Here is a 15,354-nt window from a genome sequence, read left to right on the forward strand (position 1 = left end):
TGGCTTGCGCCATCCTTCTTCACACTGCGGGTTTAGCGCTTATCAGGCATAAACCGGCAGACGGGCACAGATATCCAGCACTTTCTGTTTGGTGCGCTCGATAGTGGCTTCGTCGTTGATATTGTCGAGAACGTCAGCGATCCAGCCCGCCAGTTCGCGCACTTCCGCTTCTTTGAAACCGCGACGGGTCACTGCTGGCGTACCGATACGCACACCGGAGGTCACAAACGGGCTCTTCGGATCGTTAGGTACGCTGTTTTTGTTCACGGTGATGTTAGCGCGGCCCAGAGCGGCATCCGCCTCTTTACCGGTCAGACCTTTGCTCACCAGATCGATCAGGAACAGGTGGTTGTAAGTACCGCCTGAGACGATGTTGTAACCGCGCTCCAGCAGCACTTCCACCATCGCTTTGGCGTTCTTCGCGACCTGCTGCTGATAAGCCTTGAACTCCGGCTCCATGGCTTCTTTGAACGCCACGGCTTTGCCGGCGATAACGTGCATCAGCGGGCCGCCCTGACCACCCGGGAACACCGCGGAGTTCAGTTTCTTGTACAGCTCTTCGTCGCCGTTTTTCGCCAGGATCAGGCCACCGCGCGGGCCGGCCAGCGTTTTGTGCGTGGTCGAGGTCACGATGTGCGCGTGCGGTACCGGGTTCGGGTAGACATCAGCAGCGATCAGACCGGCAACGTGGGCCATATCAACAAACAGCCAGGCGCCGATGCTGTCGGCGATTTCACGCATTTTGGCCCAGTCGCACACGCCAGAGTAAGCAGAGAAGCCGCCCACGATCATTTTTGGCTTGTGGGTCTGCGCCAGTTCGGCCAGCTCTTCGTAATTGATTTTGCCGGTTTCATCGATGCCGTAAGGGATAACGTTGTACAGTTTACCGGACAGGTTGACCGGCGAACCGTGGGTCAGGTGACCACCGTGTGCCAGGTTCATGCCCAGAATGGTGTCGCCCGGCTGCAGCAGCGCGGTATACACCGCGAAGTTAGCCTGGGAGCCGGAGTGCGGCTGCACGTTAGCGTAATCCGCGCCGAACAGCGCTTTGGCGCGATCGATCGCCAGCTGCTCAACGATATCCACATATTCACATCCGCCGTAGTAGCGTTTGCCCGGATAGCCTTCGGCATATTTGTTGGTGAGCTGTGAACCTTGCGCCTGCATAACGCGTGGGCTGGTGTAGTTTTCCGAAGCAATCAGTTCAATGTGCTCTTCCTGACGCACCTTCTCCTGCTCCATAGCCTGCCACAACTCGGCATCATAATCGGCAATGTTCATATCACGCTTTAACATCCGCATCTCCTGACTCAGCAACTTTTTAACGGCAGTTTAAGCCCCGGCTGGGGGCGAAGGCCAACAGTGTAAACGGTTTTGCCAGGGGACGGTAGCGCCAATCCCCTCTTTTTACGCAAACGATTGGCAAGGCGCTGGCACGGGATTTTTACGCTTTTTAGCCGGGGAAGAAAACCGGATATTTGTTCATCAGCAGCGGGAAAATTTTTCAGCTTTGCGCGCCCGCCAGCAGATTGGCACTCGTCACCCCAGACAAAACGGGGGATTTACAGTGCGCGGCAACAGGCATAACATGCATTTAAAATACATGTTTAAAATTACTCTGAGGATCAGCCCATGCTTGACGCACAAACCATCGCCACCGTGAAATCTACCCTGCCCGCGATTGCTCAACTCGGCCCGCAGCTGACCGGTCACTTTTATCAGCGGATGCTGACGCAGCATCCCGAGCTGAAGAACGTGTTTAACATGAACAACCAGCGCAGCGGCAATCAGCGTGAAGCGCTGTTTAACGCGATCTGCGCGTACGGCAGCAACCTGGAAAATCTTGAGGCGCTGCTGCCGGCGGTGGAGAAAATTGCGCAGAAGCATGCCAGCCTGAATATTCAGCCGGCGCAGTACGCGATTGTCGGGGAAAACCTGCTGGCGACGATTAAAGAGCTGCTCAATCCAGGCGATGAAGTACTGGCGGCGTGGGGCAAAGCCTATGGCGTGCTGGCTGAGGTGTTTATCCAGCGTGAAGCAGCGATTTACCGTGCGTCGGAAGAAAAGGTCGGCGGCTGGCGCGGCGCGCGCGATTTTCGTATCCGTGCGATTACCGCGCAGAGCTCGGTGATCAAAAGCATTGAGCTGGTGCCGAATGATGGAGAGCCGGTGGCGGACTTCCTGCCCGGCCAGTATCTGACCCTCAGTCTGCGCCCGGCGGACAGCGACTACATTCAGCACCGCCAGTATTCGCTGACGCATCTGCCGGATGGCAAAGCCTATCGCATTGCAGTGAAGCACGAAGCGCAGGGCAGCGTCTCCGGCTGGCTGCATCAGCATGCGAAGGTCGGCGATATCGTGCAGTGCGCCGCGCCGGCCGGGGATTTCTTCCTGCAGGCAGCAGCGCAGACGCCGGTGACGCTGATCTCAGCAGGCGTCGGGCAAACGCCGCTGTTAGCCATGCTGGCCAGCCTGGCGGAGCAGCAGCATTCGGCCGCGGTATGCTGGCTGCACGCCGCCGAAAACGGCGCGCAGCACGCGTTTGCTGATGAGGTCGCGGCGCTGGGCGCGCAACTGCCGCGCTTTAGCCGCCACGTCTGGTATCGCCAGCCGCAAGCTGACGACGCGGGACGTTACGACGCGCAGGGTCTGATGGATTTAGCCACCGTCTCAACCGCACTGACCCAGCCCGAGGGTGAGTTCTGGATTTGCGGCCCGCTGGCGTTCATGCAGTTTGTTGCGCGCCAGCTGACTGATGCCGGCATCAGCGCCGACCGTATCCACTACGAAGTGTTCGGTCCGCACAAAGTGCTGTAAATGAAAAAGCCTGCACGCGGCAGGCTTTGTGTCTGGTGAGGAGCGAAGGGCTCAGATGGCCTCTTCGTCTTCCTCGCCGGTACGAATACGCACGACGCGCGCCACGTCAAAGACAAAGATTTTGCCGTCGCCGATTTTACCGGTCTGCGCGGTTTTCATGATGGTTTCTACGCAGGTATCGACGATATCATCGCCCACCACCATCTCGATTTTCACTTTTGGCAGAAAATCGACCATGTATTCGGCACCGCGATACAGCTCGGTGTGGCCTTTCTGACGTCCGAAGCCTTTCACTTCGCTAACCGTCATCCCGGTGATGCCCACTTCCGCTAAGGCTTCACGCACATCATCGAGTTTGAATGGTTTGATAATTGCATCGATCTTTTTCATCACAGATCCTTTTTTCGCTCCCTCCATGATGGACGGGTAACTATGAGTATAAGTGTTCCTGACGCTGCCGCAGCAAGCTACTCTTTAAATTCGCTGGCGTCCAGTTCGTGGCGCGACAGCAGCTTATAAAACTCGGTACGGTTGCGTCCAGCCAGACGCGCCGCATGCGTCACATTACCTTTGGTCATCTGCAGCAGCTTGCGCAGATAGTTAAGCTCAAACTGGTTGCGTGCTTCGACAAAGGTCGGTAGCGCCGTGTTCTCGCCAGCCAGCGCCTGCTCTACCAGCGCGTCACTAATTACCGGCGACGTAGTAAGCGCCACGCACTGCTCAATCACGTTGACCAGCTGGCGCACATTTCCCGGCCAGCTGGCACTCACCAGCCGTTTCATCGCATCGACCGAGAAGCTGCGCACAAACGGTTTGTGGCGATCGGCCGACTGGCGCAGCAGATGGTTGGCCAGCAGCGGGATGTCTTCGGCGCGTTCGTGCAGTGCCGGGATCCTGAGATTCACCACGTTGAGACGATAGTAGAGATCTTCGCGGAAGCTTTTCTTCTCCATCGCCTTCGGCAGATCGCGGTGCGTGGCAGAGATGATGCGCACGTTGATGTCGAGATCGCGGTTGCTGCCCAGCGGGCGCACTTTGCGCTCCTGCAGCACGCGGAGAAGTTTTACCTGCAGCGCCTGCGGCATGTCGCCAATCTCATCGAGAAACAGCGTGCCGCCTTCCGCCGCCTGAAACAGCCCTTCGCGCGCACTTACGGCACCGGTGAAGGCGCCTTTGGCGTGGCCAAACAGCTCCGACTCCAGCAGCTGTTCCGGCAGCGCGCCGCAGTTGATGGCAATGAAAGGTTTGCCGGCGCGAGGGCTGGCAGCATGAATCGCCTGCGCCAGCACCTCTTTGCCGGTGCCGCTCTGGCCGTTAATCAATATACTGACGTCAGATTGCGCCACCATGTGCGCCTGCTCCAGCAGCCGCAGCATCAGCGGATTACGCGTGACGATCGCTTCGCGCCAGCCGTCGTCGCTGACCGGCGCGCGCTGCGCCAGCGCTTCGTCAATCGCTTTGTATAGCGCATCGCGATCGACCGGTTTGGTCAGAAAGCTGAACACGCCCTGCTGCGTGGCGGCTACCGCGTCCGGAATCGAGCCGTGCGCGGTCAGGATGATGACCGGCAGTCCGGTATGGCGCTTCTGGATTTCAGCAAACAGCGCCAGGCCATCCATTTCATCCATGCGCAGATCGCTGATCACCAAATCGACTTTCTCTTTCTGCAGATGACGCAGGGCTTCCGGCCCGCTGGCCGCGGTCGCTACCTGATAGCCTTCACTGCTGAGACGCATACCGAGCAGCTTGAGTAAGCCCGGATCGTCATCCACCAGCAGTAAGCGTGCGGCCTGTTTCATGGTTACTGCTCCTCGCTTTGGGCATCGCTGGCACCGTGTGTGCTGTCGCCGCTGTCCGGCGCTTTGCGCGATGACAGCTGACGCTCGATGTCAGTCAGTCGCTGCAATTTACGCTGGGTATCGTCCAGCGTTTGCCGCAGTTGCGTTTGCTGCTGACGCAGGCGATCCAGTTCGGCGTCATTGCTTTGCTGCAGCGCGGCGTAGCGGCCGCGCGCCTCGCTCAGCTCCAGCTGCGCGGCCTGGTTACTGCGCCACAGCTGCAGCAGCGGACGCACCGCCGCCGGATAATCCGCGCTATAGCTGTCGAGCGTATCAACGTACTGACGGCGCTCCACCGGCGTCACGTTGCCGTTCGCCAGCAGGATGCCCTGCTTAAAGGCGCGCGCCCAGTTCTGTACCGGCCAGCGCCGCGCTTCCGCCCGCGCTTCGGCCGCCGACAGCCGCTCACCGCAGTCGATAGCGCGCTGCCAGTATAGTGGATTGCTCATGGCCGCCGGTGCTTCAATCTGCCAGACATTCTGGCAATCGGTGGCCAGATAATCCGCCAGGCGCACGTCCGGCTCCGGCAGGTTCACCGCACCGCGCGGCGTACTGCTCTGGGGAGGCGCCTGACAGGCGCTCAGGCCGATGGCGATCAGTGCGCCGACGAGAAATCGGCTGGATGTGAGTTTCATTAATCAGGCATTCCCGGCGCTGGTAGTCAAAATGATACGAAAACAGACGTCCGCGTCCGTGCGCGTGACCAACTGCAAATCACCCTGCATCCTGCGCAGGCAATCTTTGGCGATGCTTAATCCCAGCCCGCTGCCTTTCACCGGCCCTTTGCGCTGCTGGCTCCCCTGATAAAAGGGCTCAAAGATCATCGCCTGCTCTTCAGCCGGAATCGGCGTGCCGGTGTTGGCCACCTCAATCCACACCTGGTTGCCCTTCTGCTGGCTCTGCAGCCAGATGTTACCGGATTCGCTACCGTAGTTCACGGCGTTCGAGTAGAGGTTATCAATCACCCGCTGCAACAGCGTCGGTTCCGCCAGACAATAGCGGGCCTGCAGATCGATATGCGTATGCATCTGGCGCGCGCTGGCGGGCAGTGAGTGCACCCTGACGACGCTATCAATGATAGCGTCGATAGCCACCGGTTCCAGCCGCATTGGACTCTCCGCCAGCCGGCGATTGTAGTCGAGCAGCTGTTCAATTAGCCGCTGCAGATGACGGCTGCTGGTGTCGAGAATGGCGACAACTTCCTGCTGCTCCGCATTGAGCGGGCCGGCAACCTGGTCGGCCAGCAGTTCGGTGCCTTCGCGCAGGCTGGCCAGCGGCGTTTTGAGTTCGTGCGACAGGTGGCGCAGAAACTCATGCCGCTGTGCCTCCAGCCAGCTAAGACGTTCGCTGAGCCAGACAATGCGCTGTCCCAGCGAGCGAATTTCGCGTGGCCCGCGAAAACTGACGCTATTGCCCAGCGTTTTGCCCTCACCCAGCCGGTTGATCATGCGTTCGACGCGCTTAACCGGGCCGATAATCATGCCGGTGAACAGCAGCACCAGCACCAGACTGATTAAAAACAGTATCAGCGCCTGCCAGCCAAAAAACTGGCCGCGATCGGCAATTTCGCGCTGCAGTTGCAGGCCGCGTGAAAACACCACTTCACGCGTGGCCTGCACCATGCGGGTGTTGGCGGCGGAGAATGCCTCCAGCGCGCTCGCCGCCGGTGCCAGCAGATTGCCGTTATCACACTGCAGCTTTTCCAGCTGCGGCAGCGCGCTCTGCAATATTTTGAACGTTGGCAAATCGGGCAGGCTGGCGGCATGGCTGCTGAGCATCTGGCCATAGCGACTCCACTGCGTTTGATACAGGCGTGCCAGACTGGCATCGCCCAGCACGCAATACTGGCGATAGCTACGCTCCAGCTCCAGCGCCGTGCGCGCCATCGCCTCGCTGCGACGCACGTCGGTGAAGGTGTTGCGGTTGGTGTCCGCCGCCTGATTACTCAATGCTGAAAGGCTTTCCCACGCCTGCCATGCCAGCACCAGCAGCGGCAGCAGCACCAGCAGAAAGGCCATTAGAACCAGTTGCCGCAGGGATCGGGGAAACAGACGCCATCTCTTCACAACCGCGCTTCCTTTGAGGTGAGTTGCAGGCATGCTAGCGAAGTCCGGCAAGGTTAGAAAGGCTGAAAACGAAAACGGCAGGCCTTTTGGCCTGCCGTGAGAGCGACGCCGCAGCATCGCCTGCAAAATAGGTGGAGCCTAACTCAACGTTGCGTCCGGTGCTTGATAACGTTGCAAAGCAAGCGATTATCGGTTGGGTGGACGGCAGGCTCCGTTTGGTGCGTCATTCGATATTTTATGAGCTCAACCGCAGTGCGGGGCAATCATAGACAGGAGAATGAGCAACGTAATGAGTATAGCAACTATCGTGCCAGAAAATAAATAGCCTTGTTAATCAGCATACTGCCAGCTCAGAGAGGGAATTAACGACGCTTTCGGACCGGCTGGTCTGGAAAAAGTGTCGCCGATTAGCAACGGCTTTAACGCGCTAACTTCGCGCCCATAAAAAACAACGATTTAAATGTCACCTTTTGGCGACAACTCAGCCATGGGATTGTCGTCATTTTCCGACATGCCACAGAGGTCAGCGAATAACAGCGGATCGAGAGCAGTGCCCACGCGACAAAAAAATAAAAAAGGCCGCGTTGAGCGGCCTTGGCACGGTGCCCGTGAATGGGCACCGGTAAGAGACAGGATGCAGGTTTAACCCAGCTGCTTGCGCGCGTTGCGGAAAATGCGCATCCACGGGCTGTCTTCGCCCCACTCCGCCGGATGCCACGAATTGCTGACGGTGCGGAACACGCGCTCCGGATGCGGCATCATGATAGTGACGCGCCCGCTTTCGTTGGTCACGGCGGTGATGCCGTTTGGTGAGCCGTTCGGGTTCGCCGGATAGGTCTCGGTGACTTTACCGAAGTTATCGACGAAGCGCAGCGCCACCAGCCCTTTCGCTTCCAGCTCAGCCAGATGCGCACCGTCACGTACTTCAACAAAACCTTCACCGTGCGAGACGGCAATCGGCATGCGTGAACCGACCATGCCGTCCAGCAGCAGTGACGGGCTGGCGGCCACTTCCACCAGGCTGAAGCGTGCTTCAAAGCGCTCGGACTGGTTACGCACAAAGCGCGGCCACAGCTCGCTGCCCGGAATCAGTTCACGCAGATTCGACATCATCTGGCAGCCGTTACATACGCCCAGCGCCAGCGTCTGCGGACGATGGAAGAAGTTTTCAAACTCGTCACGCACGCGGCTGTTGAACAGAATCGATTTCGCCCAGCCTTCGCCCGCACCCAGCACGTCGCCGTAGGAGAAGCCGCCACAGGCGACCAGTGCGTGGAATTCCTCCAGACCACGACGGCCCGCCAGCAGATCGCTCATGTGCACGTCAACCGCGGTAAAGCCTGCGCGGTGGAAGGCAGCGGCCATCTCAACGTGCGAGTTTACGCCCTGCTCGCGCAGCACGGCAACGCGCGGACGCGCGCCGGTGGCGATCATCGGTGCCGCCACATCCTCTTCCGGACGGAAGGTCAGCTGCACGTTCAGGCCAGGATCGTTATCGTCTTTCTTCGCTTCATGTTCCTGATCGGCACAGGCCGGGTTATCGCGCAGGCGCTGCATCTGCCAGGTGGTTTCAGCCCACCAGGTACGCAGGGTGGTACGGCTTTCGCTGTATACCGCGCTGTCGCCGGAGCGGATAACAAAACGGTCACCCGGCAACGCTTTACCGATGACGTGAACATTGCTGCTCAGACCGTGATCGGCAAATACTTTTTCCACGCCCGCGCGGTCGGCAGCGTTAATCTGCAGTACTGCGCCCAGCTCTTCCGTAAACAGTGCTGCCAACGCATCGCTGCCCAGCGCGGCGATATCCGCCTCAATACCGCAGTGGCCGGTGAAGGCCATCTCAGCCAGCGTGACCAGCAGACCGCCATCCGAGCGGTCGTGGTAAGCCAGCAGTTTCTGCTCGCTGACCAGCGTCTGCATTGCATTGAAGAAGCCGGCCAGCTGCGCGGCATCGCGCACGTCGGCCGGTTTGTCGCCCAGCTGGCGATACACCTGTGACAGCGCCGTGGCGCCGAGGGTGTTAGCACCGTTGCCGAGGTCCACCAGCAGCAGCAGGTTGTCGCCTTCCGGCTGCAGCTGTGGCGTCACGGTGCGACGCACATCTTCAACGCGTGCAAAAGCCGTAATGACCAGCGACAGCGGCGAGGTCATTTCGCGCTGTTCAGTGCCCTGCTGCCAGCGGGTTTTCATCGACATGGAGTCTTTACCCACCGGAATGGTTATCCCCAGCGCCGGGCACAGCTCTTCGCCCACCGCTTTCACCGCAGCGTACAGGCCTGCGTCTTCGCCCGGGTGACCGGCTGCAGCCATCCAGTTTGCCGACAGCTTCACGCGCTTCAGCGAACCGATCGCGGTCGCGGCCAGGTTGGTCAGCGCTTCGCCCACCGCCAGGCGGCCGGACGCAGCGAAATCCAGCAGCGCTACCGGCGCACGTTCGCCCATGGCAAACGCTTCACCGTGGTAGCTGTCGAGGCTGGCGGTGGTCACGGCGCAGTTCGCCACCGGGATCTGCCACGGCCCGACCATTTGATCGCGCGCCACCATGCCGGTTACGCTGCGGTCACCGATGGTCACCAGGAAGGTTTTTTCCGCCACGGTTGGCAGGTGCAGCACGCGGTTTACCGCATCGGCAATGGTAATGCCGTCCCGCACCAGCGCATCACCTTTCGCCTGCTGGCTGGCCACGTCGCGCGTCATTTTTGGCGTTTTACCCAGCAGCACGTCGAGCGGCATGTCGATCGGTTTGTTATCGAAATGGCTGTCGGCAAGGTTCAGGTGCTGCTCCTCGGTCGCTTCACCAATCACCGCGTACGGCGCACGTTCGCGCTGGCACAGCTCATCGAACAGCGCCAGTTTGTCCGGCGCAACCGCCAGCACATAACGCTCCTGCGACTCGTTACACCACACTTCCAGCGGGCTCATGCCTGGCTCATCGCTGAGGATGTCGCGCAGGTTGAAGTTGCCGCCGCGGCCACCGTCGCTCACCAGCTCCGGCATGGCGTTAGACAGGCCACCGGCACCGACGTCGTGAATAAACAGAATCGGGTTGGCTTCGCCCAGCTGCCAGCAGCGGTCAATCACTTCCTGACAGCGACGCTCCATCTCCGGGTTATCACGCTGCACCGAGGCGAAGTCGAGATCGGCATCCGACTGGCCGGACGCCATCGAGGACGCCGCGCCGCCGCCAAGGCCGATATTCATCGCCGGACCACCCAGCACAATCAGCTTCGCGCCAACCACGATCTCACCCTTCTGCACGTGATCGGCGCGGATGTTACCAATGCCGCCGGCCAGCATAATCGGCTTGTGATAGCCGCGCAGCTCAACGCCATTGTGGCTGTTGACCTGCTCTTCATAAGTACGGAAATAGCCGTTCAGTGCCGGGCGACCAAATTCGTTGTTAAACGCGGCGCCGCCTAACGGGCCTTCGGTCATGATATCCAGCGCGGTAACAATGCGATCCGGCTTGCCGAAATCCTCTTCCCACGGCTGTTCAAAGCCGGGAATACGCAGGTTGGAAACCGAGAAGCCGACCAGACCCGCTTTCGGCTTCGCGCCACGTCCGGTGGCACCTTCGTCACGGATTTCCCCGCCGGAACCGGTGGCGGCGCCCGGCCATGGCGAAATGGCCGTCGGGTGGTTGTGGGTTTCCACCTTCATCAGGATATGCGCGGCTTCCTGATGGAACTCATATTCGCCCTGCTGCGCATCCGCGTAGAAACGCCCGACCTCGGAGCCTTCCATCACCGCGGCATTGTCTTTATACGCCGACAGGACGTGTTCCGGATGCTGCTCAAAGGTGTTTTTAATCATTTTAAACAGCGACTTCGGCTGTTTTTCGCCGTCGATAATCCAGTCGGCGTTAAAAATCTTGTGGCGACAGTGCTCGGAGTTCGCCTGAGCGAACATATAGAGCTCAATGTCGTTCGGATTGCGGCCCAGTCTGGTGAAGGCATCAAGCAGGTAATCAATTTCGTCATCGGCCAGCGCCAGGCCGAGCGTACGGTTAGCCTGCTCCAGCGCCTCGCGCCCTCCGCCCAGCACGTCTACGCTTTTCAGCGGCTGCGGCTCATGATGCGCGAACAGCTGTTCTGCCGCGCTGAGCTCCGTGAACACGGTTTCCATCATGCGGTCGTGCAGCAGGCTGGCCAGCTGCTGCCACTGCGCGTCAGTCAGCTGCGGTGCCTGTACATAGAAGGCCAGACCGCGCTCCAGGCGCAATACCTGTGGCAGGTCGCAGTTGTGGGCGATATCGGTGGCTTTCGATGACCAGGGAGAAATGGTGCCGGGACGCGGCGTCACCAGCAACAGACGCCCTTGTGGCGCATGTTCGGCGAGAGAAGGACCGTATTTCAGCAGACGCTGCAGGCGGGCTTGCTGTTCCGCGCTGAGCGGTGCGCTGACATCGGCGAAATGGACGTACTCGGCGTAAATATCACTCACCGGCAGATGAGCGTCCTGAAAGCGGGTCAGCAGTTTGTTTACACGAAATGCCGACAGAGCGGGCGAACCACGCAGAATTTCCATCATTAAAGATCTCTCGTCTTCGAAGCGCCGGGCGACGCTTCATGGGGCGCAACAGGGAAAACGGGCGGTATTATAGAGAAATGGCACGGGTTACGAAACCGTTTGCGCAGAAAAACTGAGCCTCAGGATTTGCCTGAATTTTGCGCAAATCTTGCTATATAAGTTGCCCTGTTGCGCTTTGTTGCGCAAAATGCCCCTCGCTCTGGGAGTGCAAAACAACATAAATACTGCCTTTAAAAGACAGAGGCCTGTGAGCCATTACGAGACAACTATTTGAAACGCCTGAAATTAAATTATCTGTTTATCGGTCTGATCACCGTGCTGCTTGCGCTGGCGCTGTGGCCGTCCATCCCCTGGTACGGGGGCGGAAAAGACGCGTTATCACAGATCAAATCGCGGGGAGTGTTGCGCATCAGTACCGTCAACTCGCCGCTGACTTACTACACCATCAATAATGCACCAGCCGGTATGGACTACGAGCTGGCGAAGCGTTTCGCCGATTATCTTGGCGTGAAGCTGGAAGTCACGGTGCGGCCCAACCTCGGCGACCTGTTTGACGACCTCGACGACGGCAAAGCCGACCTGCTGGCCGCCGGGCTGATCTACAACAGCGAGCGCCTCAGCCGTTATCAGAGTGGCCCGAGCTACTATTCCGTGTCGCAGCAGCTGGTGTATCGCATCGACAAGCCGCGGCCCAAAAACCTTGGTGATCTGAAAGGCCGGCTGATTGTGCAGTCCGGTTCGGCCTATCTGTCAACGTTACGTTCCGCCAAAGCGGACAGCTATCCCGATCTCGACTGGGCCATTTCCACCGATATGGGCCAGAAAGCGCTGCTGGAAGCGGTTGCCGACGGCAAGCTTGACTATACCGTGGGGGATTCGGTGACCATCGGCCTGCTGCAGCGCATCCATCCACAGCTGGCGGTGGCGTTTGATATTACCGATGAAGAGCCGGTGACCTGGTATCTGCCGCGTAACGATGACGATAGCCTGAACGCCGCCATGCTCGACTTCTACAGTCAGATGGGGGAAGAAGGCACCATGGCGCGGCTGGAAGAGAAGTATCTCGGCCACGTCGGCACCTTTGATTATGTCGATACCCGCACCTTCCTGCGGGCGATTGATAACACGCTGCCGGATATCAAGCCGCTGTTTGAGAAGTACGCGTCCAGTATCGACTGGCGCCTGCTGGCGGCGATTTCCTATCAGGAGTCGCACTGGAATCCGCAGGCGACCTCGCCCACCGGCGTGCGCGGCATGATGATGCTGACGCGCAATACCGCTGACAGCCTCGACGTGAACGATCGTCTCGATCCGGAACAGAGCATTCGCGGCGGCAGCGAATACCTGCGGCGCATGATGGAAAAAGTGCCGGAGACCATCCCGGAAGATGAACGCATCTGGTTTGCCCTGGCGGCCTATAACATGGGCTACGCACATATGCTGGATGCACGCCGGCTGACGCTTAAACAGGGCGGCAATCCGGACAGCTGGGCCGACGTTAAGCTGCGCCTGCCGATGCTGAGCCAGAAGCGCTATTACGCGCAGACCACATACGGCTATGCGCGCGGCCACGAAGCTTATAACTACGTTGAGAACATCCGTAAGTATCAGATCAGCCTGGTAGGCTATCTGCAGGAGCAGGAGAAACGGCTGGCGCAGCAGTCGGCGCTGGAAGCGGAACTCGGTGCCGGTTATCCGGCTGTCGAACCGAAGATTGCGATGAACTAATCGGCGCGCAGCGCCTGCCGCTGCGCACGTTTCTGTTCGCGCCGCATACGGAAAAAGTCGCTCAGCAGCGTGGCGCACTCCTCGGCCAGCACGCCATGCGCAATCTCAATCTGATGATTCATGCCCGGATGGCCGATCACATCCAGCAGCGAACCGGCGGCACCGGTTTTCTCATCCTTCGCGCCATAGACCAGACGGGTAATCCGGCTGTGCACCATGGCACCGGCACACATCACGCACGGCTCCAGCGTCACGTATAAGGTGGTGTCGAGCAGCCGGTAGTTATCAATCACTTTTCCGCCCTGACGCAGCGCCATAATCTCGGCATGCGCGGTGGGATCGCACTGGCTAATCGGCCGGTTCCAGCCCTCGCCAATCACTCGGTCACCCTGCACCAGCACCGCACCGACCGGCACTTCGCCCTGCTCCCACGCACGCCGCGCCAGTTCAAGCGCGTGGCGCATCCAGTATTCATCAGTTTGTGGGTTCAACGGGCAACTCCTGCGGATTAACAAGGCGGCGCATTATAGACGGAATCCAGCTGCGATTCACTCCAGCTGTTGCAGTTCACCGCGCGGCGTCACGCGCCAGCGGTGCTGGCAGAAAAACAGCAGCGGGTTATCCTGCTTGCTGTCGCTGTAGCCGCTGTACAGCTGTAGCGGCGTACCGATTTTTTCCTCGAGCTGCGCCACTTTTTCATGGCCGAGACAGCGCATGGCTAATACCCGGCCACCACGGCCCGGCTTCATCTGGCTGGCGATCAGCTTCACGCGCGGCAGAAACGCGGAATCAAAATAGACCTGCTCCACCAGCGACTGCGGCGAGCCGGTAATCAGCCAGACATCGGCATCTTCACTGCTGAGGTAGTCAGTCAGCCGCTGCTGCACCACCGGAAACGCGGTAACGCGCTCGCGAAACCAGCGGGCAAATTCGGCCTCACGCTGGCGCAGCGTGGCCTCACGATGGCCAAAGGTGATAGCCCACAGCAGCAGGCTCATCGGCCAGCGCGCAGCGCGGCCCTTTATCAGCATACCCATGCCGATGACCGGCAGCAGCGGCACCACCAGCACCAGATTGAGCGGCTGGCGGCGCAGCAGATAACGCATAAATGTGCCAAACATGTCCTGCTGATGCAGCGTGCCGTCCAGGTCAAAAAATACTACGCGGCGATGCGAACCCTTTGTCAAACCCGACTCCTTTTTCTAAACGCGGCGATACCTGCTCTACAGTGTAGCCAGCATCGCGCGCCGGGGCGAAAGCTGTCATTTTTAATTCCAGTGGCTACAATGCCATTTGAATAGTTTATTCTCTGCGTCGGCGCGATGTCATCTGACATTCCTGGCCAGACATTTCCTTCCGCGAGCGGCTAAGCTGTGTGCGGGACTATGGATTAAGGATCGGACATGAGTTCATTGCTGCGAATTCGCCAGCTCTACCCACGCCTGGCGCTGAACGAGCGTCGGCTGGCGGATTTTTTGCTGTCGCAGCCTGATCGGGCACGGCATCTGAGTTCACAAAAACTGGCGGAAGAGTCAGGCGTCAGCCAGTCGAGCGTGGTGAAGTTCGCCCAGAAACTAGGTTACAAAGGCTTTCCGGCGCTGAAGCTGGCGCTGAGTGAGTCGCTGGCCGACCGCGATGCCATCACCGTGCACAACCACATTCTGAGTGACGATCCGCTCAAAGTCGTCGGCGAAAAGCTGCTGACGGAAAAAATTTCGGCGATTCGCGCCACGCTGGATATCAACAGCGAAGAGAAACTCACGGAAACGCTGCAGCTGCTGAAAAACGCCAACCGTATTCTGCTGGTCGGCATTGGCGCCTCCGGGCTGGTGGCGAAAGATTTTTCGTGGAAGCTGATGAAGATTGGCATCAACGCCGTCGCCGAGCAGGACATGCACGCGCTGCTGGCCAGTGTTCAGGCGATGGCTCCCGGCGATGTGCTGCTGGCAATCTCCTACACCGGCGAACGTCGCGAGATCAACCTCGCGGCACAGGAAGCCGCAGCCATTGGCGCCGATGTGCTGGCGTTCACCGGCTTTACCCCGAATTCGCTGCAGCAGTGCGCGACGGTCTGCCTGTATACCGTCGCCGAGGAGCAGAGCACGCGCAGTGCGGCCATCTCCTCCACCAGCGCCCAGCTGGCGCTGACCGATCTGCTGTTTATGGCGCTGGTGCAGAACGATCCGGAACGCGCCTCCAGCCATATTCGTCACAGCGAGGAGCTGGTGAAAAAGCTGGTCTGATTGCCCCATGATCAGGATATTCCCCCCTGCCTTAGCCCGAAATTGATCATCGGGCGGGGCAATGATTTTGTTGCCTGTCGCTATCCTTTTCGGCCCGATTAAACGCATTTTCAGCATCGGGCTTGCAGG

At 59.4% G+C, this 15,354-nt stretch carries 11 protein-coding genes; 3 read left to right on the forward strand and 8 right to left on the reverse strand.

What is annotated here, in order from left to right; translation table 11 throughout:
- Positions 1–42 precede the first annotated feature (42 nt).
- On the reverse strand, positions 43–1,296 hold the full coding sequence (glyA, locus tag F3J41_RS18455) for a serine hydroxymethyltransferase (RefSeq protein WP_021506540.1): 1,254 nt from the start codon (positions 1,294–1,296) through the stop codon (positions 43–45).
- A 336-nt stretch (positions 1,297–1,632) separates the two neighbouring features.
- Here glyA and hmpA point away from each other — a divergent pair, with 336 nt between their 5' ends.
- Positions 1,633–2,817, forward strand: a complete 1,185-nt coding sequence (gene hmpA / locus F3J41_RS18460) for an NO-inducible flavohemoprotein (RefSeq protein ID WP_166712012.1) — start codon at positions 1,633–1,635, stop codon at positions 2,815–2,817.
- A gap of 51 nt (positions 2,818–2,868) precedes the next feature.
- On the opposite strand, the gene glnB is transcribed toward hmpA, so the two are convergent.
- The 5 genes from glnB to purL form a co-directional block, all read right to left on the reverse strand.
- Positions 2,869–3,207, reverse strand: coding sequence for a nitrogen regulatory protein P-II (glnB, locus tag F3J41_RS18465; protein ID WP_007886217.1), 339 nt, complete (start codon positions 3,205–3,207; stop codon positions 2,869–2,871).
- A 77-nt stretch (positions 3,208–3,284) separates the two neighbouring features.
- On the reverse strand, positions 3,285–4,616 hold the full coding sequence (gene glrR, locus F3J41_RS18470) for a two-component system response regulator GlrR (RefSeq protein ID WP_125309206.1): 1,332 nt from the start codon (positions 4,614–4,616) through the stop codon (positions 3,285–3,287).
- A 2-nt stretch (positions 4,617–4,618) separates the two neighbouring features.
- Entirely contained in the window at positions 4,619–5,290 is a 672-nt protein-coding gene (gene qseG / locus F3J41_RS18475) for a two-component system QseEF-associated lipoprotein QseG (protein ID WP_021506537.1), read from the reverse strand.
- A 3-nt stretch (positions 5,291–5,293) separates the two neighbouring features.
- Entirely contained in the window at positions 5,294–6,721 is a 1,428-nt protein-coding gene (locus tag F3J41_RS18480) for a HAMP domain-containing sensor histidine kinase (RefSeq protein WP_058770860.1), read from the reverse strand.
- A 642-nt stretch (positions 6,722–7,363) separates the two neighbouring features.
- The gene (gene purL / locus F3J41_RS18485) at positions 7,364–11,254 is read right to left on the reverse strand and encodes a phosphoribosylformylglycinamidine synthase (protein ID WP_166712014.1); all 3,891 of its coding nucleotides are present in this window, start codon (positions 11,252–11,254) and stop codon (positions 7,364–7,366) included.
- A gap of 270 nt (positions 11,255–11,524) precedes the next feature.
- Between purL and mltF the strand changes: the two genes are divergently transcribed.
- Entirely contained in the window at positions 11,525–12,982 is a 1,458-nt protein-coding gene (gene mltF, locus F3J41_RS18490) for a membrane-bound lytic murein transglycosylase MltF (protein ID WP_021506534.1), read from the forward strand.
- On the opposite strand, the gene tadA is transcribed toward mltF, so the two are convergent.
- The gene (gene tadA, locus F3J41_RS18495) at positions 12,979–13,473 is read right to left on the reverse strand and encodes a tRNA adenosine(34) deaminase TadA (protein WP_071813580.1); all 495 of its coding nucleotides are present in this window, start codon (positions 13,471–13,473) and stop codon (positions 12,979–12,981) included. The genes mltF and tadA overlap by 4 nt on opposite strands.
- Before the next feature lie 57 nt (positions 13,474–13,530).
- Entirely contained in the window at positions 13,531–14,169 is a 639-nt protein-coding gene (gene yfhb, locus F3J41_RS18500) for a phosphatidylglycerophosphatase C (RefSeq protein WP_010618503.1), read from the reverse strand.
- Positions 14,170–14,385: 216 nt separating this feature from the next.
- Here yfhb and F3J41_RS18505 point away from each other — a divergent pair, with 216 nt between their 5' ends.
- A complete protein-coding gene (locus F3J41_RS18505; RefSeq protein WP_021506531.1) occupies positions 14,386–15,225 on the forward strand; it encodes a MurR/RpiR family transcriptional regulator in 840 nt (279 codons plus the stop codon).
- The last annotated feature ends 129 nt before the right edge of the window (positions 15,226–15,354 follow it).

The sequence above is a fragment of the Pantoea sp. Ap-870 genome (assembly GCF_011752515.1).
GTDB classification, from domain to species: domain Bacteria; phylum Pseudomonadota; class Gammaproteobacteria; order Enterobacterales; family Enterobacteriaceae; genus Pantoea; species Pantoea dispersa.